Origin of the sequence: Sapientia aquatica (genome assembly GCF_004358105.1) — a bacterium.
Taxonomy (GTDB): Bacteria; Pseudomonadota; Gammaproteobacteria; order Burkholderiales; family Burkholderiaceae_D; genus Solimicrobium; species Solimicrobium aquaticum.
Window position 1 is genome coordinate 158,343 of the sequence record NZ_SMYL01000005.1, and the last position, 21,431, is coordinate 179,773.

General features: G+C 47.6%; 21 protein-coding genes and 1 tRNA gene. 21 read left to right on the top strand and 1 reads right to left on the bottom strand.

All coding sequences use genetic code 11. From position 1 onward, the window contains the following. Positions 1–115: 115 nt before the first annotated feature. The 3 genes from E2I14_RS11670 (at position 116) to pssA (ending at position 3,875) form a co-directional block, all read left to right on the top strand. Entirely contained in the window at positions 116–1,693 is a 1,578-nt protein-coding gene (locus E2I14_RS11670; protein ID WP_133328666.1) for a serine hydrolase, read from the top strand. Positions 1,694–1,956: 263 nt separating this feature from the next. Continuing rightward, complete coding sequence (locus E2I14_RS11675) at positions 1,957–2,685, top strand: SIMPL domain-containing protein (protein ID WP_133328668.1); 729 nt, start codon at positions 1,957–1,959, stop codon at positions 2,683–2,685. A gap of 326 nt (positions 2,686–3,011) precedes the next feature. Then, positions 3,012–3,875 carry a CDP-diacylglycerol--serine O-phosphatidyltransferase gene (gene pssA / locus E2I14_RS11680; protein ID WP_133328670.1) on the top strand — a complete coding sequence of 288 codons (864 nt, stop codon included), beginning with the start codon at positions 3,012–3,014 and terminating at the stop codon, positions 3,873–3,875. A 38-nt stretch (positions 3,876–3,913) separates the two neighbouring features. Here pssA and E2I14_RS19300 read toward each other — a convergent pair whose 3' ends face one another. Further along, a complete protein-coding gene (locus E2I14_RS19300; protein WP_165967817.1) occupies positions 3,914–4,144 on the bottom strand; it encodes a hypothetical protein in 231 nt (76 codons plus the stop codon). A 157-nt stretch (positions 4,145–4,301) separates the two neighbouring features. Here E2I14_RS19300 and E2I14_RS11685 point away from each other — a divergent pair, with 157 nt between their 5' ends. The 18 genes from E2I14_RS11685 to nuoK all read left to right on the top strand — a co-directional run bounded on the left by E2I14_RS11685 (position 4,302) and on the right by nuoK (position 21,431). Further along, on the top strand, positions 4,302–5,840 hold the full coding sequence (locus E2I14_RS11685) for a 2-isopropylmalate synthase (protein WP_133328672.1): 1,539 nt from the start codon (positions 4,302–4,304) through the stop codon (positions 5,838–5,840). Between the two features lie 252 nt (positions 5,841–6,092). Continuing rightward, entirely contained in the window at positions 6,093–6,362 is a 270-nt protein-coding gene (gene rpsO / locus E2I14_RS11690) for a 30S ribosomal protein S15 (protein ID WP_133328674.1), read from the top strand. Positions 6,363–6,581: 219 nt separating this feature from the next. Continuing rightward, entirely contained in the window at positions 6,582–8,708 is a 2,127-nt protein-coding gene (pnp, locus tag E2I14_RS11695; protein ID WP_133328676.1) for a polyribonucleotide nucleotidyltransferase, read from the top strand. Between the two features lie 113 nt (positions 8,709–8,821). Continuing rightward, positions 8,822–9,802, top strand: coding sequence for an NAD(P)H-quinone oxidoreductase (locus E2I14_RS11700; protein WP_133328909.1), 981 nt, complete (start codon positions 8,822–8,824; stop codon positions 9,800–9,802). Positions 9,803–10,091: 289 nt separating this feature from the next. Continuing rightward, entirely contained in the window at positions 10,092–10,865 is a 774-nt protein-coding gene (gene tpiA / locus E2I14_RS11705) for a triose-phosphate isomerase (protein WP_133328678.1), read from the top strand. Positions 10,866–10,971: 106 nt separating this feature from the next. Further along, entirely contained in the window at positions 10,972–11,397 is a 426-nt protein-coding gene (gene secG / locus E2I14_RS11710) for a preprotein translocase subunit SecG (protein ID WP_133328680.1), read from the top strand. Positions 11,398–11,487: 90 nt separating this feature from the next. Further along, a tRNA-Leu gene (locus E2I14_RS11715) sits at positions 11,488–11,572 on the top strand. Between the two features lie 128 nt (positions 11,573–11,700). Next, positions 11,701–12,060, top strand: a complete 360-nt coding sequence (locus E2I14_RS11720) for an NADH-quinone oxidoreductase subunit A (protein ID WP_133328682.1) — start codon at positions 11,701–11,703, stop codon at positions 12,058–12,060. Positions 12,061–12,114: 54 nt separating this feature from the next. Beyond that, the gene (locus E2I14_RS11725) at positions 12,115–12,591 is read left to right on the top strand and encodes a NuoB/complex I 20 kDa subunit family protein (protein ID WP_133328684.1); all 477 of its coding nucleotides are present in this window, start codon (positions 12,115–12,117) and stop codon (positions 12,589–12,591) included. 120 nt (positions 12,592–12,711) lie between these two features. Further along, on the top strand, positions 12,712–13,305 hold the full coding sequence (locus E2I14_RS11730) for an NADH-quinone oxidoreductase subunit C (RefSeq protein WP_133328686.1): 594 nt from the start codon (positions 12,712–12,714) through the stop codon (positions 13,303–13,305). Positions 13,306–13,390: 85 nt separating this feature from the next. After that, the gene (locus E2I14_RS11735) at positions 13,391–14,644 is read left to right on the top strand and encodes an NADH-quinone oxidoreductase subunit D (protein ID WP_133328688.1); all 1,254 of its coding nucleotides are present in this window, start codon (positions 13,391–13,393) and stop codon (positions 14,642–14,644) included. A 67-nt stretch (positions 14,645–14,711) separates the two neighbouring features. Next, positions 14,712–15,230, top strand: coding sequence for an NADH-quinone oxidoreductase subunit NuoE (gene nuoE / locus E2I14_RS11740; protein WP_133328690.1), 519 nt, complete (start codon positions 14,712–14,714; stop codon positions 15,228–15,230). After that, positions 15,230–16,525 (top strand): NADH-quinone oxidoreductase subunit NuoF, encoded by a 1,296-nt coding sequence (nuoF, locus tag E2I14_RS11745; RefSeq protein WP_133328692.1) that lies wholly within the window; start codon positions 15,230–15,232, stop codon positions 16,523–16,525. The genes nuoE and nuoF overlap by 1 nt, the downstream gene beginning before the upstream one ends. 24 nt (positions 16,526–16,549) lie before the next feature. Continuing rightward, complete coding sequence (gene nuoG, locus E2I14_RS11750; RefSeq protein WP_133328694.1) at positions 16,550–18,871, top strand: NADH-quinone oxidoreductase subunit NuoG; 2,322 nt, start codon at positions 16,550–16,552, stop codon at positions 18,869–18,871. Continuing rightward, complete coding sequence (nuoH, locus tag E2I14_RS11755; protein WP_406675708.1) at positions 18,871–19,941, top strand: NADH-quinone oxidoreductase subunit NuoH; 1,071 nt, start codon at positions 18,871–18,873, stop codon at positions 19,939–19,941. The genes nuoG and nuoH overlap by 1 nt, the downstream gene beginning before the upstream one ends. A gap of 39 nt (positions 19,942–19,980) precedes the next feature. Further along, the gene (gene nuoI / locus E2I14_RS11760) at positions 19,981–20,469 is read left to right on the top strand and encodes an NADH-quinone oxidoreductase subunit NuoI (RefSeq protein WP_133328696.1); all 489 of its coding nucleotides are present in this window, start codon (positions 19,981–19,983) and stop codon (positions 20,467–20,469) included. Positions 20,470–20,487: 18 nt separating this feature from the next. After that, positions 20,488–21,126 carry an NADH-quinone oxidoreductase subunit J gene (locus E2I14_RS11765; protein WP_133328698.1) on the top strand — a complete coding sequence of 213 codons (639 nt, stop codon included), beginning with the start codon at positions 20,488–20,490 and terminating at the stop codon, positions 21,124–21,126. After that, complete coding sequence (nuoK, locus tag E2I14_RS11770; protein WP_206105635.1) at positions 21,126–21,431, top strand: NADH-quinone oxidoreductase subunit NuoK; 306 nt, start codon at positions 21,126–21,128, stop codon at positions 21,429–21,431. Before E2I14_RS11765 ends, nuoK begins: the two co-directional genes overlap by 1 nt.

The window sequence follows — 21,431 nt, forward strand, 5'->3', positions numbered from 1 at the left end:
GTTTGCTTAGTCGGATACGCAAAATATAATTAAAAAAAGCGGTGCAACGTTGAGTTGTGCCGTTTTTATTTGAATGAGAAGTAGTTTTTAATTACGACAATACTCAGGGGAAAACATGAAATCTGTTCTTTGCTCATTGCTGTGCGTGCTGGCGCTGTCAGCCGCGCAAGCCGACGAAACCAAATCGCTAGTTAAGCCGCTGTCCAAATCGGAAATCGACACCTTAGTCCAGCGTTCGATGGCAACCTTCCATGTTCCCGGTATTGCGGTAGCTGTGATTAAAGACGACAAGGTCGTGTATTCCAACGGCTTTGGCGTGCGCTCCTTAAATGCTAAGCAAAAAGTTGATGAGCATACCTTGTTCGGCATTGCGTCCAATTCCAAAGCCTTTACTAGCGCAGCGCTGGGCATATTGGTCGATCAAAAGAAAATCAAATGGGACGACAAAGTCACCGACTATATTCCTGAGTTTAAGATGTACAACCCCTATGTGACGGATGAATTTACGATCCGCGATTTGCTCACGCACCGCAGTGGATTAGGTTTGGGGGCAGGGGATTTAATGTTGTGGCCAGAAGGCAGTGATTTTACCCGCGCCGATGTGATTCATAATTTGCGCTTTTTAAAGCCAACGTCGAGCTTCCGTTCCAAATACGATTACGACAATAATTTATACATCATCGCCGGCGAAATCGTCGCACGCGTTTCTGGCTTATCGTGGGAAGACTTTATTGCGCAACATATTTTTCAACCGATCGGTATGACCGAAAGCGCTCCTTCGTTTTTCCGCTTAAAAGACAAATCGAACATCGTTGCGCCGCATGTCGAATTTGACGGCAAATTGCAAGCCGTGGATGCGCAACTCACCGAAGTCTCGGACGCGGCAGGGGGCATAAATAGTAATCTAGTTGACCTGAGTAAATGGGTGCGCCTGCAATTAAATAGCGGCGCCTATGGCAAGGATTTATCGCAGCATTTATTTAGCGCCGAAGTGCAGCAAGAAATGTGGTCGCCGCAAACGATCACGCCGTTTGACCACAAATTCAATCCCTACAACACACACTTTGCCGCCTACGGATTAGGCTGGGGATTGCGTGATGTGAATGGCTATAAACAAGTTGGTCACACCGGCGGATTAACCGGCGTCGTCACGCAAGTAACCTTAATTCCAGAATTAAAACTCGGCATTATTGTGCTCACCAATCAACAAGTCGGCGCAGCGTTTAGCTCGATTACTGACACGATTAAAGATGCGTATTTCGGCCTACCGAAAGTCGATCGGATTGCGCAATATCATGCGCGTTTAGAAGAGAAGAACGACGAAGATGCCAAGGCGGTAGCTGCGGTGTGGGCTAAAGTCGATGCGCAAAAAAATGCGGTCAATTCGATTGCGCCAGTCAGCCTAGTCGGCACCTATCGAGACAATTGGTTTGGCGACGTGGTGCTGAGCTACCAAGACGGTAAGTTATTGTTTACCTCTGCCCATTCGCCGAAATTAAAAGGCGAAATGTTTTACTACCAAGGCACGACTTACGCCGTTAAATGGTTTGAACGCAGTATGTTAGCGGACGCGTTTGCCACGTTTTTATTCGGCGTGGATGGCAAGCCGACGGGAATTAAAATGGCCGTTATTTCTGAGATGACCGACTTTAGCTATGACTTTCAGGATTTGGATTTGAAGTTGGTAAAGTAGGGCGGCGTTGGTTCGTTGAGATGGCAAGCGCTTTCATAGGCTTGCGGTGCGTAGGTTCTCCATGATTGCCAAATGTAGCGACTAAATTTGTCTTTTTGCCAGGTAAATAGCGCTGTAATTTAATGCCACTTATTGATGTGGCACAAAGAAACTTATCGTTAAATGTTAATTTAAGTAGTGTCCGTAGGGTAAATGTTGGTTGAATTCAGGTATTCTCTTGTGAGTTGCGGAGACGCAATTCCCTTTTTTATTTGGAGAATCGTATGAAAAAATTAGTGGCAATTACCTCTGTTGTATTGTGTGGCGCGCTTAGTTTGCCAGCATTAGCCCAGCAGACCAAAGGCACGGTACTAATGGTTTCAGGCAGTGGAGAAGTGCATGCCGATAATGACCAAGCCCGCGCTACTTTTTTTGTTGAAGAACAAGATAAAAATAAAGCGGTTGCGGCCAGTCGCGTGAATCAAAAAATGAAAGACGGGACGGAATTATTAAAAAAAGCGGATTCAGATGGCAAATACGCCACCCGCGGGTATTACACCTATCCAGTCTATGCAGATTCCACACCGAATGCCAAAACCCGCACCATTACCGGCTGGCGCGTCGGACAATATTTAGATTTGACGACTAAAAATATTCAACAACTTCCTGCTACTGTTGCAGGAGTTCAACAAGTGTTAGCCTTGAATGGACTTAATTTCGGTTTGTCGGACGAAGCGGCCAAACAATTGGAAGCCAAACGCCTGGAATCGGCCTATAAAAATCTACAAGATCGCGTCGCGATGATTGCCAAAGCAATGGGACGCGATCCGGCCGATTCGGTGATCGAGAGCTTAGACTTTGACGGTTCAGCGCCGCATCCGCAGCCCGTGTATCGCGCGATGATGGTCGCGGCTCCAATGCAGGATAAAAGTAACTCGGTAGCTGAAACCAGTTTTGAGCCTGGCGACTCAACCTTAAGCTCCACCGTTGTGGCTAAAATTAAGTTCAATTGATGCGGGTGGCGGCAACTGTAAATATGGAGCCTGTAATTCGCCAGTCATAAGCTCGGCATAGCATGGAGATGGCCTTAAGCGGGTTTTATGTTGACGGAACATAAAATCCGCTTGGTATTTATTGGGGGCCAGTCAAATTGTTACCTCCGGAATTTGCGTAGTTCTGAGCAATCGCTGTTTTGCGGCTAGTACAAATACCGTTATACTTGCCGCGCAACATATTTTAGATTGCAGTGACCGCATTCCCGGCGCTATTTATTGGCAATAATTGAGAATAGTCCATCTCATTTACCATTAAAACTTCAACAAACCTACAAGGCCCATGCATGGCATTCAAACGTCGCCAATCCAAAACGAATATCAAGAATTTCTTCAAAGTAGTGAAAAAGCCGTCGGTCAATGCGGCCAGTAATGCTGCTGCGCAGCCCAAAAAGAAACCTCGGCGCGGTATTTATTTATTACCCAATGCTTTTACGACCGCGGCTTTATTCTGCGGTTTTTACGCGATTGTGATGGGCATGGACGGTTTTTTTGAAAAAGCTACCGTCGCTATTTTCATCGCCATGGTGCTTGATAGCTTAGACGGTCGAGTGGCCCGTTTAACCAATACCCAAAGTGAATTCGGTGCTCAGTACGATAGTTTGTCCGACATGGTGTCGTTTGGCGTTGCGCCAGCGTTGGTGGCGTACGAATGGGGCTTGCGCGGGTTAGGGCAGTGGGGCTGGTTAGCGGCTTTTGTTTATTGCGCGTGCGCTGCATTGCGACTTGCTCGCTTTAATACCAATATTGCGGTTGTCGATAAGCGTTATTTCCAAGGAATTCCTAGTCCAGCGGCAGCGGCGTTGGTTGCTGGTTTTATCTGGGCCATGACCGATTTGCAAATTGATGGCGTGGACGTGCGCTGGGTTATTTGGGGCATCACGATCTTGGCTGGTTTGACGATGGTTAGTAATGTGCCGTTTTACAGTTTTAAAGATGTGAATTTAAAAAAATCTGTTCCGTTTGCCGTGCCTTTGGTGCTGGTTTTGGGTTATGTGTTGATCGTAAGTTATCCGCCTATCGTCTTGTTTGCCGTTTTCGTGGCGTATTGTTTATCCGGTTATGCAATTTTTCTGTGGCGTTGGCGCAAAGGCCGCCCAGTGAGTATTTTGCAGACCAAGGTCGAAGTGCACGATCCGGAAGATCATTAATAGGAATTTTATAAAATCTGTCATTATTCCTAATAAAATTAAGCCATTTCCTGCGAAATGGCTTTTTTTATCGCTGAAAATACAGAAAAAACACAAAAATAGTCGCAAAAAGTTGGTTTAGGGTGTTGCGCCACATCATTTTTACCCTTATAGTCTTTTCCCATGACTTCTTCAAACTTCAGCAACAATACATCCCTCCAACTGGCAAGTTCCTTGCTAGCTGCCGGTCTATTGCTGAACGTTCTAGCACTAATCCTAGTGCGGTTCACGCGCTAAATCTCATACCCCCACAATTTGAGTTGGTTCCACCTCATGCACATCCAGCAAGGGGCGAGAAAAGACGTTCAAATTGCCAGTTTTACCCCAAAGTTTTCAGTATTCCTTTAGTCAACCAGTAACTATTCTTACGAAAAAACGGAGCTCATCATGGCAGAAAAACTCATCATATTTGACACGACCTTGCGTGACGGCGAACAATCGCCCGGCGCTTCAATGACACGCGACGAAAAAATCCGCATTGCCAAGCAGCTCGAAAGAATGCGCGTCGATGTCATCGAAGCTGGCTTCGCCGCGGCCTCGCAAGGTGATTTTGAATCGATTAAAGCTATTTCCAGCGTCATCAAAGATTCCATCATCTGCTCCTTGTCTCGCGCCAATGACCGCGACATCGCCCGCGCCGCCGAAGCCTTAGAGTCAGCCAAACGCAAACGTATTCACACCTTCATCGCCACCTCGCCATTGCACATGGAAAAGAAGTTGCGCATGAGTCCAGAGCAAGTCTTAGAGCAAGCTAAGTTGGCCGTGCGTTATGCGCGCAAATTCACCGATGACGTCGAATTCAGCCCCGAAGATGGCAGCCGTTCGGAGATGGACTTTTTGTGCCGTGTAATCGAGGCGGTAATCAGCGAGGGTGCCACGACGATCAACTTCGCCGACACAGTCGGTTATGGTGTGCCAGAGTTGTACGGCAATATGCTCAGAACTTTGCGCGAACGCATTCCCAATTCGGATAAAGCAATCTGGTCAGTGCATTGCCACAACGATTTGGGCATGGCGGTAGCAAATTCCTTGGCGGGTGTGACTATAGGTGGTGCGCGTCAAATTGAATGCACGATTAACGGATTGGGCGAGCGTGCTGGTAACACGGCGCTGGAAGAAATCGTGATGGCTGTGCGCACGCGCAAAGATTACTTCAACTTTGAACTTGGGATCGACGCCACCCAGATCGTGCCAGCGTCTAAATTGGTCTCGCAAATTACCGGTTTTAATGTGCAGCCGAATAAAGCGGTCGTGGGCGCCAACGCTTTCGCGCATGCCTCAGGCATTCATCAAGACGGTATTTTGAAAGCGCGTGACACCTACGAAATCATGCGCGCCGAAGACGTCGGTTGGACCGCCAATAAAATCGTGCTCGGCAAATTATCCGGCCGCAACGCTTTTAAACAGCGCTTAGAAGAGTTGGGTATTGCCTTGGAATCGGAAACGGAGGTCAACGCCGCCTTTGCGCGTTTCAAAGAATTGGCCGACCGAAAATCCGAAATTTTCGACGAAGACATCATGGCCTTAGTGTCCGATGAGCAGCAGTCGCATCATCAAGAACACTACCAATATGTGTCGTTATCCCAGCGTTCTGAAACGGGCGAACAGCCGCACGCTAAAGTGGTGTTTTCCATTGAAGGCAAAGAAGCTACTTCAGAATCACGCGGCAATGGCCCCGTTGATGCGACCTTTGCGGCGATTGAAGCCGTGACTCAAAGTGGCGCAGAGTTGTTGCTGTTCTCGGTAAATGCAATCACCACCGGAACGCAGTCCCAGGGCGAAGTAACGGTGCGCTTGTCTAAGTCCGGTCGCATCGTCAACGGTGTTGGCGCTGATCCAGACATCATTGTGGCCTCCGCTAAAGCCTATATTTCTGCTTTGAATAAACTGCATTCCAAGGTTGAGAAAGTAAATCCTCAGCTTTAATTAGTTCTAGTGAGTGGATTGACGCTCTTTCGATTCAATTTGGCGGGCGTCAATTCACTTAGCGGAAACAAGGGTTTTAGGAACGTCGTTCGGTTCGGGGACTAAATATTTGTGAATAAATAGTTTCTCCTATATAATCTCGGGCTTAGTTGGTGTTTTTACTGGCTAATTGTAGAAAATTTATTAATTAATCACGATTTTTGGGGTTGGAATTCATCGCTTACTCCATTGATCGCATGTAAAGGATTTATCATGACTATCGAAAAACAAGTTAAAGCAGCGATTGTTGCTGACAATGCACGCGCGGCTAACGACACAGGTTCTCCTGAAGTTCAAGTTGCTTTGTTGACTGCACGTATCAACGATTTGAATGCTCACTTCAAAGCGCACTCGAAAGATCACCATTCACGTCGCGGTTTGATCATGATGGTTAATCGTCGTAAGAGCTTGTTGTCTTATTTGAAAAATAAAGACGCAGTGCGCTATCGCGATTTGATCGTTAAACTCGGTCTGCGTAAGTAATATCAGATTAGCTTGCCGCTCTTTTGTAAGCGTTAAAAATTGCCTGTATCAGTTTTCTGATGCGGGCTTTTTGTATTTCAGCAAGCAGTTTTAAAGCGAATTTTGTAGTAAGGTTGCGAATTGCATTATATGGTTGTTAATTAGCAATCTGTTGTGAGGTGAACGACAGCACCTGGAATTCTGTCGGCAAGGTCACATGACCACACGAAAGGAAATATTGTGTTTAATAAAATTACTAAAACGTTTCAATACGGACAACATCAAGTTACGTTAGAAACGGGTGAAATCGCCCGTCAAGCTTCCGGTGCTGTGCTCGTATCGATTGAAGACACCGTTGTATTGGCTACTGTAGTAGCAAAAAAAGATGCAAAACCGGGACAAGATTTTTTCCCGCTGACTGTTGATTACTTAGAAAAATCGTATGCGGCTGGCCGTATTCCTGGTGGTTTCTTCAAACGCGAAGGTCGTCCATCAGAAAAAGAAACATTAACTTCCCGTTTGATCGATCGTCCAATTCGTCCTTTATTCCCAGAAGGCTATTTGAACGAAGTTCAAGTCGTCATTCACGTTTTGTCCGTTAATCCTGAGATCGATCCTGATATCGCTTCCATGATCGGCGCGTCCGCTGCATTGTGCGTATCTGGCATCCCATTTGACGGCCCATTGGGCGCAGCGCGCGTTGGTTACATTAACGGCGAATATGTATTGAACCCAAGTGCAACGCAATTAAAAGATTCGCAGATGGATTTGGTTGTTGCTGGTACGGAATCAGCCGTGTTGATGGTTGAATCCGATGCTAAGCAATTGTCCGAAGAAATCATGTTGGGCGGCGTAGTGTTTGGTCACACCCAAATGCGCGTTGTTATCGATGCGATCCATGATTTGGTAGAGCAGGGCGGCAAGCCATTGGTTGAATGGGCGCCAGCACCTAAAAACGAAGCGTTAATCGCTAACGTTACCGCAGTTGCCGAGCCTTTATTGCGCGCAGCTTACCAAATCAAAGAAAAACAAGCGCGTACCGAAAAACTCAAAGCGGCAACAAGCGCTGTGCACGCTGCTTTGGCTGATCAAGATGTCGATTCAGTTGAGTTGGGTAATATCCTGTTTGATCTGGAATCAAAAATCGTACGTTCCCAGATTTTAGAAGGTGAGCCACGCATCGACGGTCGTGATACCCGCACTGTGCGTCCAATCAGCATTCGCACTAGCGTTTTGCCACGTACGCACGGTACGGCATTGTTCACGCGCGGCGAAACACAAGCGTTGGTTATCGCTACGCTAGGTACTTCTCGCGACGAGCAAAAAATCGATGCATTGATGGGCGAATACTCGGATCGCTTCATGCTGCATTACAACATGCCTCCGTTTGCAACTGGTGAAACAGGTCGCGTTGGTACGCCAAAACGCCGTGAAATTGGTCACGGTCGTTTAGCTAAGCGCGCGTTAGAAGCAGTTTTGCCCGATGTAGCTGATTTCAGCTATTCAGTGCGTTTGGTGTCTGAAATCACTGAATCCAACGGTTCATCCTCTATGGCGTCTGTTTGCGGCGGTTGCTTGGCTTTGATGGATGCCGGTGTTCCAGTTAAAGCGCAAGTTGCTGGTATCGCGATGGGCTTGATTAAAGACGGTAATAAATTTGCTGTGCTGACCGACATCTTGGGCGATGAAGATCACTTAGGTGACATGGACTTCAAAGTCGCTGGTACTGCTAACGGTATTACAGCCTTGCAAATGGATATCAAAATCCAAGGTATTACTAAAGAAATTATGCAAGTCGCTTTGGCACAAGCTAAAGAAGGCCGTCTGCATATTTTGGAAAAAATGCAAGCTGCGGTTCCAAGTGGAAAAGTTGAATTGTCCGATTTCGCGCCACGCTTAATCACAATCAAAATTAACCCAGAAAAAATCCGTGACGTAATCGGTAAAGGCGGCGCGGTCATCCGTGCGTTGACTGAAGAAACTGGTACGCAAATCGACATCAGTGATGAAGGCGTTGTTACAATCGCTTCCGTCGATGCAGCCGCTGGTCAAGAAGCACGTCGTCGCATCCAAGAAATTACCGCGGAAGTTGAAGTCGGTAAGATCTACGAAGGCACTGTGTTGAAGTTGTTGGATTTCGGTGCGATTGTCCAGGTATTGCCAGGTAAAGATGGCTTGCTGCATATCAGCCAAATCGCTAACGAACGTGTTAATGCCGTTGCTGACTACTTAAAAGAAGGCCAAGTAGTACGCGTTAAAGTGCTCGAAACCGATGACCGCGGTCGTTTGAAATTGTCCATGAAAGCAGCGGCAGCAGATGAAGCGCCAGCGGCCGAAGCGACAACTGACACTCCTGCAGCAGACTAAAATTTGCGTGGCACGGCCATGCAAACTTTAAATAGCGCCCATGCTCAACACATGGGCGTTTTTTATTTGTGCCAGAATGGCGGCTAATTTAATGGAGCAAGGAATAAATCATGATGCGTGCTATTGAAATTTCACAACCCGGCGGCCCCGAAGTATTGCAATTATGTGAGCGTCCAATCCCGACTTTGGGTGCGGGGGAAGTATTGATTAAAGTGCATGCGGCGGGAATCAATCGACCAGACGTGTTTCAGCGCAAAGGCGCGTATCCAGCTCCAGCTGGGGCTTCCGACCTGCCTGGTTTGGAAGTGGCGGGCGAAATCGTCTCCGGTGATCTCGCAGGTAGTAGTTTTGCAATCGGCGACATGGTGTGCGCCTTAGTCGCCGGTGGTGGTTATGCAGAGTATTGTGCTGCGCCGTTATTGCAGTGCTTGCCGATTCCAAAAAATCTCACTGCAACCGAGGCGGCGGCGCTGCCCGAGACTTTCTTTACGGTCTGGAGCAATGTCTTTGATCGCGCGGGTTTATCGGGACAAGAGACATTATTGGTGCAGGGTGGCACATCAGGCATTGGTGTTACCGCGATTCAACTTGCCGCAGCCTTGGGTCACAAAGTCTATGCAACTGCTGGTAGCGACGAAAAGTGCCGGGCTTGCGAGCAAATTGGCGCAGCGCGGGCTATCAATTACAAGACGGAAGATTTCGTCCAGGTTATTCAAGAAATAACGGCTGAACGAGGGGTGGATGTTGTTCTGGATATGGTTGCTGGGGATTACGTCAATCGCGAACTGAGTTGCTTGGCTGATGATGGCCGCATCGTCATCATCGCGTTGTTGGGTGGTGCTAAATCGACACTTGATGTGGGCGCAATATTGCGTCGTCGCCTGACCGTAACGGGTTCAACTTTGCGCGCTCGTTCGGTTGAGTTTAAGCACGCTATTGCGCAAAAGTTGCTACTCAATGTGTGGCCTATGCTGGAATCGGGAAAAATTAAGCCGCTCATCTATCAAACCTTCGCGCTGGAACAAGCTTCCGAAGCACATGCATTGATGGAGAGCAGCGAGCACATCGGAAAAATCGTATTGCGGGTTCGATAAATCATTATCACTAAGCGCAATAGCCCAACTCGTCGCCTTGAAAGTCGCTCTCGGCTAGCTTGGACTGCGCAGAATGGCAAAGATGTGGTGATTTCGGTAATTGATGGAGATTGGAGTTAGTTAATATTATTTTCCTATGGAAACAAGTGCTTAAGCGATTTGGCGTTTGATGGCGCGATTTCTTTGGATGGCCAAATTACGAAAATTCTCAATTAAATCAGTGCAGTATTTGACCGGATTTGGGCCGACAAGCTAGAATGTCGAGTTATTTAAGAACTGGAAGATCTGGATGGAACAACGTCGTCCCTTAATCGCGGGCAATTGGAAGATGAATGGCAGCCTTGCCAGTAACCACGTGCTGTTGTCGGAAATTCAAAGTGGTCTCAGTGAGCTAAGCGCGGCCCCATGTGATATCGCTGTTTGCGTGCCGTTTCCTTACTTGGCCCAAGCGCAAAGTGCGTTGCAGTCCACGTCGATTGCTTGGGGCGCGCAAGACGTTTCGGTGCACGAAGGCGGCGCATACACCAGTGAAGTCTCTAGTTCGATGTTGCTGGATTTTGCCTGCCGTTACGGAATTGTCGGACACTCCGAGCGCCGGACCTATCACTCTGAATCCGATATCAGCGTCGCGCAAAAAACATTGCGGTTAATCGCTGCTGGAATTACTCCGATTGTATGTGTTGGTGAGACCTTGCAAGAGCGCAAAGGTGGGTTGACTGAACAAACCGTAGCGCGCCAATTAAACGCGGTGTTGGCTCAAATTGATGGGGCCTCGTTGGATAAGATTGTCGTAGCCTATGAGCCAGTTTGGGCCATTGGAACAGGTATTACCGCAACCCCTGAAATGGCGCAGCAAGTTCACGCCTTTTTGCGTGCGCAACTAGCACAAGCGAATTCGGTACTCGCTGAAAAAGTTCAAATTTTGTACGGTGGTAGTATGAAGCCGGACAACGCTGCATCGTTGTTGGCAATGAAAGATATTGATGGCGGCTTAATTGGTGGTGCGGCGCTGAAAGCCGGCGATTTTTTAGGTATTGTCGCGGCGGCGAAGGAATTGGTTTAGTCAGTTTGCATGGGTAACTTAAGTCATCTGGCTAATTGGTTGTAATTTTGTGAAGTGCTGACATGTTTAACGGCGTGATCAGATATTAATTTTTTTAGGCTTTTAAATGAACACTATTTTTAATTTGGTAATTATTATTCAAGTACTTTCGTCGTTAGCGATCATCGGTTTGGTATTGGTTCAGCACGGTAAGGGCGCTGACATGGGCGCCGCTTTCGGTTCTGGTGCATCGGGTAGTTTGTTCGGCGCAACCGGGTCATCAAGCTTCTTGTCCAAGGCTACCGGCATTGCGGCAACAATTTTCTTTTGCACTACGCTGGCTTTAGCCTATCTTGGTAATAGACATACAGCACCTTCTGGAAGTGTGATGGATGCGGTGGATCAAACTAAAGCAACCGAAGTGGTTCCGGGCGCTCCAGTAAATGCTGCATCGCAGCCTGCTACAGTTAATGCGGCTGCGCCGGCATCTGCAGCGGCTAAATCTGCTAGTGGCGCGAGTGCCAATGGCCATGCTGATCAAATACCGAAATAATTTCAGAATTTAGGCTGGAATTCATTGTTTTTCGGTAATTGTGCGTTGAACAAATAGTCCCCTTCAAGTAGAATACCGGACTTAGTTAATGCCGACGTGGTGAAATTGGTAGACACGCTATCTTGAGGGGGTAGTGGCGAAAGCTGTACGAGTTCGAGTCTCGTCGTCGGCACCAAAAATACAAAGAGCCAATGCGCTTTAAATCTTAAGCAAATTGGTTTCGGGGCGGTTGCAAAACTAAGCTTTTTTGGCTTGAATGCAATACCAGAAATTAAACCACTTTTTAGCTCTAATTGCCCAATTGTGAACCTCGAAAATTACTTCCCCGTCTTGCTGTTTATCCTAGTCGGAATTGCCGTTGGTGTGATTCCTCAAATCCTAGGTCGTCTCATGGCTCCGTATAAACCGGATGCTCAAAAATTATCCCCGTACGAATGTGGTTTTGAAGCGTTTGAAGACGCTCGCATGAAGTTTGATGTGCGCTACTACGTCGTCGCCATTTTATTTATTTTGTTTGATCTTGAAACAGCTTTTTTCTTTCCTTGGGCGGTTGCTCAAAAAGAATTGGGTTGGGCTGGTTTTCTGATTATGCTGGGCTTCATCCTAGAGTTTGCGGTGGGCTTTTGGTATATCTGGAAAAAAGGCGCGTTGGACTGGGAATAAAAGTTCGAAAAAAGAATAACTGGTAAGTTAAAGATAAGCCAAAAGGTAAGTTCCATGTCAATCGAAGGCATATTAAACGAAGGTTTTGTAACCACAACAGCTGATAAGTTGATCAACTGGACGCGCACTGGCTCGATGTGGCCGATGACGTTTGGTTTGGCTTGCTGCGCTGTTGAGATGATGCACGCTGGTGCGTCGCGTTACGATTTGGATCGTTTTGGTGTAGTGTTCCGTCCTTCACCAAGGCAATCTGATGTGATGATCGTAGCTGGCACGCTGTGCAATAAGATGGCGCCAGCTTTGCGTAAGGTGTATGACCAAATGGCTGAGCCGCGTTGGGTGATTTCCATGGGTTCGTGTGCCAATGGTGGTGGTTATTATCATTACTCTTACTCGGTGGTGCGTGGCTGTGATCGAATAGTGCCAGTGGATATTTATGTGCCGGGTTGCCCGCCGACTGCTGAAGCGCTGCTGTATGGCGTGATGCAGTTGCAAAATAAGATCAAACGTACCAATACTATTGCTCGGTAAATCGGTTTTCGTATGAGTTTAAGTCGGAGGTGGGATGTTGTCCGTCTTAAATCATTTTCTGAATTGGTTTTATCCTAAGATCGCGATCGTAAGCAGGTTGCATAAAGTGACAATATCAAAATGACGACAAAATTAGAAAATCTTGAGTTGGCCGTGCGCGCAATAATGGCGGATCGCTCGTTTGAGTTAACCTCTGCGCTGGGTGAGCTTACCTTGGTCGTTGATCATGCCGATTATCTGTCTGTGATGACAGAGTTGCGCGACAATATTTCTACCCGTTTTGATGAGTTGATCGACCTCTGTGGGATCGATTATTCGGCCTATGCCGATAGTTCGTGGCAGGGTAAGCGCTTTGCCGCGGTTTCCCACTTGCTGTCAATCGCCAATAACTGGCGTTTGCGTGTTCGTGTGTTTGCTCCCGACGATGAAATGCCGTTATTGCCGTCCTTGTCTGATATTTGGTCGTCTGCAAACTGGTACGAGCGTGAAGCGTTTGACTTGTTTGGTATCTTGTTTGATGGTCACAATGACTTGCGCCGCATCCTGACTGACTACGGCTTTATCGGTCATCCTTTCCGCAAAGATTTCCCTGTCTCTGGCTATGTTGAAATGCGCTACGATGCAGAGCAAAAGCGCGTGGTTTACCAGCCTGTAACGATTGAGCCTCGCGAAAATACTCCGCGCATTATTCGTGAAGAAAACTACGCAAAATAATGGCTACTACTTTTAATTATGATCAATCCGCTTCGCTTTCTACTAAAAGCGCTGCGCTGCAATGCTGCGTTGATAGAGGTATTTAATGGCTGAAATTAAAAATTACACCCTGAATTTTGGTCCTCAACATCCGGCTGCACATGGTGTATTGCGTTTGGTTCTGGAATTGGATGGCGAAGTTATTCAGCGCGCTGATCCGCATATTGGTTTGTTGCATCGCGCAACAGAGAAATTAGCTGAGCAAAAAACATTCCTGCAGTCTGTGCCTTACATGGATCGTCTCGATTACGTGTCCATGATGAGCAACGAGCATGCTTACGTGATGGCGATCGAAAAGATGTTGGGTGTTGAAGTGCCTTTGCGCGCGCAATACATTCGCGTCATGTTTGACGAGATTACTCGTGTTCTGAACCACTTGATGTGGTTGGGCGCCCATGCTTTGGACGTTGGAGCGATGGCGGTGTTTTTGTATGCGTTCCGCGAGCGCGAAGATTTAATGGATTGCTACGAAGCGGTATCTGGCGCGCGTATGCATGCTGCGTACTATCGCCCTGGTGGTGTCTACCGTGACTTGCCAGATAGCATGCCTCAGTACCAAGCTTCGCATTTGCGCAACGCAAAAACAATGCAAGCTCTGAACGATAATCGCAGTGGTTCGTTGCTCGACTTTATCGAAGATTTCACCGTACGTTTCCCTGGCTATATTGATGAATACGAAACTCTATTAACGGACAATCGTATTTGGAAGCAGCGTCTCGTTGGCATCGGTGTGGTGTCTCCAGAACGCGCAAAATCGATGGGCTTTACTGGTGCAATGTTGCGTGGTTCCGGTATCGAATGGGATCTGCGTAAGAAACAACCTTACGAAGTTTATGACTTGCTCGACTTTGATATTCCCGTTGGTGTAAACGGCGACAGCTATGATCGTTATTTGGTGCGTGTTGAAGAGATGCGTCAATCGAATCGAATCATCAAGCAGTGCGTTGAATGGCTGCGTAATAATCCAGGCCCGGTCATGTCAGCGAACCATAAGATCTCGCCGCCATCGCGTGTTGGCATGAAATCAAATATGGAAGAGTTGATTCATCACTTTAAACTGTTCACAGAAGGCTTCCATGTCCCTGCAAGCGAAGCTTACGCTGCAGTAGAGCATCCAAAAGGTGAATTCGGCATTTACATGGTTTCGGATGGAGCGAATAAGCCATATCGTATCAAAATCCGTGCGCCAGGATTTGCGCATTTGCAGTCGTTAAATGAAATGGCTAAAGGCCACATGATCGCCGACGCGGTGACCATTATCGGTACTCAAGACATTGTGTTTGGTGAAATTGATCGTTAATGCGGCATTAGCTTGCGAAACGTAGGTAATTGGTTGCATATAGTGGTTGATATTTAAGGTTAAATTTATGCTGTTATCTGAGCAAACATACAAAAAAATCGATCGGGAAATTGCGAAGTTTCCGGATGAGCAAAGGCAGTCTGCTGTCATGGCGGCGCTGGCTATCGCTCAAGACCAAACTAGTTGGTTATCGCCAGAAGTCATGCAAGAGGTAGCCGATTATTTGCGCATGCCGGCCGTGGCTGTGCAAGAAGTAGCCACGTTCTACAACATGTACAACACCAGCCCAGTCGGTCAATTTAAGATTTCCGTTTGTACCAACTTGCCTTGTGCCTTGTCTGGTGGCGAGCGTGCCGCTCATCATTTAAAACAAAAGTTGGGCATTGATTACAAAGAAACGACGGCAGATCATAAATTCACCTTGATCGAGGGGGAATGCATGGGTGCTTGCGGCGATGCGCCAGTCATGTTGGTCAATAACAAGCGCATGTGCAGCTTTATGTCTAATCAAAAGATTGACGCGTTGGTCGATGAGTTAAAAAATGTTGCGCCTTCTGATGCAACAGCGAATGGAGGCAGTCGCTAATGACTAGTTTGCATACAAGACATATCAAGCCATTAATTTTGGCTGGCTTGGATGGACAGAATTGGGGCTTTGATGATTACGTTAAGCGCGGCGGTTACAGCGCGTTGAAGCGTATCCTGACCGAAGGCATTACTCCAGAACAAGTTATCGCAGAGTTAAAAGCTTCCTCGTTACGTGGTCGTGGCGGTGCGGGTTTCCCGACTGGGTTGAAGTGGAGCTTCATGCCACGCCAATTTCCAGGTCAAAAATATTTAGTCTGCAACACTGATGAGGGCGAGCCGGGTACATTCAAAGACCGCGACATCATTCGTTATAACCCGCATGCTTTGATCGAAGGTATGGCCATCGGTGCATACGCGATGGGAATTACCGTTGGCTACAACTACATTCACGGCGAGATCTTTGCTGATTACGACCGTTTTGAAGAGGCATTAGAGCAAGCGCGCGCTGGCGGTATGTTGGGCGATAACATTTTGGGAACGAGTTTTAGTTTCCAATTGCACGCGTTTCACGGCTACGGTGCTTACATCTGCGGTGAAGAAACGGCGTTGCTTGAATCGTTGGAAGGCAAAAAGGGTCAGCCACGCTTCAAACCACCTTTCCCAGCCAGCTTTGGTTTGTACGGTAAGCCAACGACGATCAATAACACCGAGACTTTTGCGGCAGTTCCATTCGTGATGAATTTGGGCGGCGAAGCCTACGCAGCACTAGGTAAGCCAAACAACGGCGGCACTAAGATTTTCTCGATGTCAGGTGACGTAGCGAAGCCAGGTAACTATGAAGTCCCGCTCGGAACGCCATTTGCAACGCTGCTGGAGTTGGCGGGTGGAATGCGCGACGGTAAAAAAATCAAAGCGGTTATCCCTGGTGGTTCGTCGATGCCGGTATTGACTGGCGATGTAATGATGGCAACCGACATGGATTACGATTCGATCGCCAAGGCCGGTTCGATGTTGGGTTCTGGCGCTGTTATCGTCATGGACGAAACGCGCTGCATGGTCAAGTCATTACTGCGCTTATCCTATTTCTATTACGAAGAATCCTGCGGTCAATGTACACCCTGCCGTGAGGGCACAGGCTGGCTGTATCGCATGGTGCATCGTATCGAACACGGTCAAGGGCGTGCCGATGATTTGGATATGTTAAATAGCATTTCCGACGGTATTCAAGGCCGCACAATTTGCGCGTTGGGCGACGCCGCGGCGATGCCGGTACGCGCAATGATTAAGAATTTCCGTTCAGAGTTTGAATATCACATCGAGCATAAACATTGCTTGGTACCCGCTTACCTTTAGGCTAAAAATAGGCCAGAGAACACCATGGTTGAAATAGAAATCGACGGCAAGAAAGTAGAAGTGCCACCGGGCAGCATGGTAATGGATGCTGCCAATAAGCTCGGAACCTACATTCCGCACTTTTGCTATCACAAAAAATTATCGATCGCGGCCAGCTGCCGTATGTGTTTGGTTGAGGTTGAGAAAGCACCAAAACCTTTGCCTGCCTGCGCCACACCAGTTACTGCTGGAATGATTGTTCGCTCCAAGAGCGATAAAGCAGTAAAAGCTCAAAAAGAAGTCATGGAGTTTTTACTTATCAATCATCCACTGGATTGCCCAATCTGCGATCAAGGCGGTGAATGCCAATTGCAGGATTTGGCTGTTGGCTACGGTAAATCATCTTCACGCTACGAAGAAGAAAAACGCGTTGTTTTCCATAAAAACGCTGGCCCATTGATTTCGATGGAAGAGATGAGCCGTTGCATCCACTGCACACGTTGCGTGCGTTTCGGCCAAGAGATCGCCGGCGTCATGGAATTGGGTATGTTAGGTCGCGGCGAGCACGCTGAGATCACTACCTTCGTTGGTAAAACAATTGACTCCGAATTGTCTGGCAACATGATTGACATCTGCCCGGTCGGAGCGCTGACGTCCAAACCATTCCGCTATTCTGCACGCACTTGGGAATTGTCACGTCGCAAATCGGTCAGTCCGCACGATGGTTTGGGTAGTAATTTAGTCGTACAGGTTAAGAATAATAAAGTCATGCGCGTTTTGCCGCTGGAAAACGAAGCGGTCAACGAGTGCTGGATTAGCGACAAAGATCGTTTTTCCTACGAGGCGTTAAACAGCGATCAACGCTTAACCAAGCCTATGATCAAGCAGGGCGGCCAATGGCAGGAAACTGATTGGCAAACGGCGCTGGAATATGTTGCTCATGGTTTGAAAAATATCAAACACGAGCATGGGGCTTCTGCAATTGGTGCGTTAGCCACAGCGCATTCCACGCTTGAAGAATTAACGTTGCTACAAAAAGTTGTTCGTGGGCTCGGCAGCGAGAATATTGACTTCCGCTTGCGTGCAACAGATGCAACAGTAAATGCCGGTTTCAAGCCTTGGCTTGGCATGTCGATCACTGAATTTGGTGAGCTACATAATGTGCTGGTAGTCGGCTCGTTCTTGCGCAAAGACCACCCGTTGTTGGCAGCGCGTCTACGTCAGTCCGTAAAAGTCGGTAGCAAGGTATCGATTCTGCATGCCAGCGACGACGATTTGCTCATGCCAATCGCTAATAAGATGATTTACGCACCTGCGGCATGGCTATCGGCGTTGGTTGAAATTATGGCGGTGGTTGCAGAAGCGAAAGGTTTATCGGCTCCAATTAAAGCGGCGTCAATCTCAGATGCTGCTCGTGCCGTTGCCAATGATTTGTTGTCGGGCGAAAAAAATGCGATTGTCCTCGGCAATGCTGTTACCTACCATGCGCAAGCGTCTCAACTGCATTCCGCAGCGCAGTGGATTGCCGAGCAAACTGGTGCTAAGTTGGGTTATTTAACCGAAGCAGCTAATACTGTAGGCGGCTACTTGGCTAATGCACTGCCAACCAAAGACGGCTTGAGCGCAACACAAATGTTGAGCCAAGCACGTAAGGCTTATGTGTTGTTGAACGCCGATCCGGTTCTCGATTGCGCCGCTGACGCTCGCCCAGCTTTGGAGCAAGCGGAAATGGTAATCGCCTTGTCGGCATTTAAACCAACCCACGACTACGCTGATGTGTTATTGCCTATCGCGCCATTTACTGAAACATCCGGCACATTCGTAAACTGCGAAGGGCGTGCACAGAGTTTTAACGGCGCGGTAAAGCCACTTGGTGATACACGTCCTGCGTGGAAGGTGCTGCGAGTGCTGGGTAATTTACTGGGTCTGAGCGGTTTTGACTATGACACCTCCGAGGCAGTTCGCGATGAACTGTTGCAAGGCAAAACTGACCTGTCGGCAAGTTTGAATAACAAAATTTCCGCTGCATTGAATCCAGAATCAATCGCTCCTGCTGCGGCCACCGGTTTACAGCGAATCGCTAACGTTGGAATTTACAGCGCTGACGTATTGGCACGTAATTCAGCCGCTTTGCAGGAAACTGCCGATGCAAAACCACCGCGCGCTTGGGTGACACCTGATGTGATGGCTGAGTTAGGCTTGGTCAATGGCGATATCGTTAAAGTTACTCAGGCAGGTAATAGTGTGTTGTTGCCCGTATCGAGTGATAAAGGCTTGGCCGCTGGCGTAATCAAAGTAGCTGCCGGACATCCTGCAACTTCAGCACTAAGTGGCATGTTTGGAACTCTGACTGTGGAGCGTGCGTAATGATGGACAGTATTAACGCTTTTGGAACCGGATTGTTGGGCGCGTGGTGGCCAAATATCTGGTTGACAGTTTGGACCTTGATCAAAATCGTGTGCATCACTTTGCCTGTGATGGGTTTAGTGGCTTATCTCACTTTGTGGGAACGCAAAATGATCGGGTGGATGCACGTTCGTTTAGGACCAAACCGTGTTGGTCCTGCAGGCTTGTTGCAGCCGATTGCCGATGCCTTAAAGTTGCTCTTAAAAGAAATCGTTGTTCCGGCTCGGGCGAATAAAGCCTTATTCGTCATCGCTCCGATCATGACTATCATGCCAGCTTTAGCCGCTTGGGCGGTGATTCCGTTTGGACCAGAAGTCGTGTTGGCCAACGTTAATGCGGGTTTGTTGCTGTTGATGGCGATCACATCGATGGAAGTGTATGGAGTCATCATTGCTGGTTGGGCCTCCAACTCCAAATATGCATTCTTGGGCGCGATGCGTGCTTCAGCTCAAATGGTTTCCTACGAGATTGCCATGGGTTTTGTACTGGTAATTGTGTTGATGGTATCGGGTAGTTTAAATCTCACTGACATCGTGATGACCCAAAGCAAAGGACGTTTCTTTGATTTGGGATTGAATTTCCTGTCGTGGAATTGGTTGCCATTGCTGCCGATGTTCGTGGTCTATGTGATTTCTGGTATTGCTGAGACAAACCGCCACCCATTCGACGTGGTTGAGGGGGAGTCTGAAATCGTTGCGGGTCACATGGTTGAATATTCAGGTATGTCGTTCGCGATGTTCTTCTTGGCAGAGTACGCCAATATGATTTTGATTTCCGCGATGGCTTCCTTGATGTTCTTGGGCGGTTGGGCCGCACCGTTGAGCATTCTGTCATGGATTCCAGGTTGGATCTGGCTCGGTATTAAGACATTTGTGGTTGTTTCCATGTTTATTTGGGCGCGTGCATCCTTCCCACGCTATCGTTTCGATCAAATTATGCGTTTAGGTTGGAAGGTATTTATTCCACTGACACTCGTTTATTTAGTGATCGTCGCGGCTTGGATGCAAACGCCTTGGAATATATGGAAATGAGTGGTCGCTACTACTACCCTAAAGTGATTGGAAGCTAAGATGCACGCGATTAAAGACTTTTTCTCTAGCTTAATGCTAAGAGAGTTAATCAAGGGAATGGCCTTAACAGGCAGATATATGTTTGCACGCAAAATTACCGTGCAATTCCCAGAAGAAAAAACACCAATGTCGCCACGTTTTCGCGGCTTGCATGCCTTGCGCAGTTATCCGAATGGGGAAGAGCGCTGCATCGCATGTAAATTATGTGAAGCAGTCTGCCCAGCGATGGCAATCACGATCGAGTCCGAACAGCGTGCAGACGGAAGTCGCCGCACCACTCGTTACGATATTGATCTGACCAAGTGCATTTTCTGTGGATTCTGCGAAGAGTCGTGCCCAGTAGATTCAATCGTTGAAACTCATGTGTTTGAGTATCACGGTGAAAAGCGCGGCGACTTGTATTTCACCAAAGAGATGTTGCTAGCAGTGGGAAATAAATACGAACCTGAAATCGCTGCTGCTCGCGCTAAAGACGCAGCTTACCGCTAACCTATAAGTGTCCGAATAATGGAATTTACTTCAGTCCTATTTTACGTATTCTCAGCCATATTAATATGTGCTGCGTTCCGCGTCGTTACTGCACGTAATCCTGTGCATGCAGCACTTTATTTGGTGTTGTCTTTCTTTAATGCGGCCGCTCTTTGGATGTTGCTCCAAGCAGAGTTTTTAGCCATTGTTTTGGTCTTGGTTTATGTCGGGGCTGTGATGGTGTTGTTCCTTTTCGTTGTGATGATGTTGGATATTAATATCGATAAAATCCGCGAGGGTTTCTGGAGTAACTTTCCGTTGGCGGCAACGGTTGGTGTGGTCATTGTTCTAGAAATGTCCATGGTGATCTTGCGCGGCTTCTGGACTCCGATAGTCACGTCACCAGTCAAACCCGATAGCATCGGCAATACCAAGTCACTCGGGCTGTTAATTTTTACTCATTACACCTATGCGTTTGAAGTTGCTGCTGCAATCCTTTTGCTCGGCATTATCGCAGCCGTTGCGTTGACATTACGCAAACGCAAAGATACGAAACATTTTGATCCAGCTTTGGCGGTAAAAGTGAACAGCAAAGACCGTGTTCGTATCGTCAAAATGCAAGCCGAATCGAATCGCACTGCAGCTCCAACTAACACTACTAGCCAGGAGGGTAAATGATACTCACGCTGACTCATTTCCTCGTACTTGGCGCAATCTTGTTTGCTATTTCCGTGATTGGTATTTTCCTCAATCGCAAAAATATCATCGTTTTATTAATGGCAATTGAACTCATGTTGTTGGCGGTGAATATGAATTTCATCGCTTTCTCTCATTACTTGGGCGACGCAGGCGGGCAAGTTTTTGTGTTCTTCATTTTGACAGTCGCAGCAGCTGAATCGGCAATCGGTTTGGCAATCTTGGTGGTGATGTTCCGCAATATGGACACGATCAATGTTGAAGACCTAGATACGCTCAAAGGATAG

Bases quoted from the DNA above. Each gene is read 5' to 3' on its own strand.
- E2I14_RS11730 (WP_133328686.1), top strand. From the start codon at position 12,712: ATGACGACAAAATTAGAAAATCTTGAGTTGGCCGTGCGCGCAATAATG.
- E2I14_RS11670 (WP_133328666.1), top strand. From the start codon at position 116: ATGAAATCTGTTCTTTGCTCATTGCTGTGCGTGCTGGCGCTGTCAGCC.
- nuoH (WP_406675708.1), top strand. From the start codon at position 18,871: ATGATGGACAGTATTAACGCTTTTGGAACCGGATTGTTGGGCGCGTGG.
- E2I14_RS11700 (WP_133328909.1), top strand. From the start codon at position 8,822: ATGCGTGCTATTGAAATTTCACAACCCGGCGGCCCCGAAGTATTGCAA.
- E2I14_RS11675 (WP_133328668.1), top strand. From the start codon at position 1,957: ATGAAAAAATTAGTGGCAATTACCTCTGTTGTATTGTGTGGCGCGCTT.
- nuoF (WP_133328692.1), top strand. From the start codon at position 15,230: ATGACTAGTTTGCATACAAGACATATCAAGCCATTAATTTTGGCTGGC.
- rpsO (WP_133328674.1), top strand. From the start codon at position 6,093: ATGACTATCGAAAAACAAGTTAAAGCAGCGATTGTTGCTGACAATGCA.
- nuoI (WP_133328696.1), top strand. From the start codon at position 19,981: ATGCACGCGATTAAAGACTTTTTCTCTAGCTTAATGCTAAGAGAGTTA.
- nuoG (WP_133328694.1), top strand. From the start codon at position 16,550: ATGGTTGAAATAGAAATCGACGGCAAGAAAGTAGAAGTGCCACCGGGC.
- E2I14_RS11725 (WP_133328684.1), top strand. From the start codon at position 12,115: ATGTCAATCGAAGGCATATTAAACGAAGGTTTTGTAACCACAACAGCT.
- pssA (WP_133328670.1), top strand. From the start codon at position 3,012: ATGGCATTCAAACGTCGCCAATCCAAAACGAATATCAAGAATTTCTTC.
- E2I14_RS11685 (WP_133328672.1), top strand. From the start codon at position 4,302: ATGGCAGAAAAACTCATCATATTTGACACGACCTTGCGTGACGGCGAA.
- nuoE (WP_133328690.1), top strand. From the start codon at position 14,712: ATGCTGTTATCTGAGCAAACATACAAAAAAATCGATCGGGAAATTGCG.
- E2I14_RS11765 (WP_133328698.1), top strand. From the start codon at position 20,488: ATGGAATTTACTTCAGTCCTATTTTACGTATTCTCAGCCATATTAATA.
- secG (WP_133328680.1), top strand. From the start codon at position 10,972: ATGAACACTATTTTTAATTTGGTAATTATTATTCAAGTACTTTCGTCG.
- E2I14_RS11735 (WP_133328688.1), top strand. From the start codon at position 13,391: ATGGCTGAAATTAAAAATTACACCCTGAATTTTGGTCCTCAACATCCG.
- tpiA (WP_133328678.1), top strand. From the start codon at position 10,092: ATGGAACAACGTCGTCCCTTAATCGCGGGCAATTGGAAGATGAATGGC.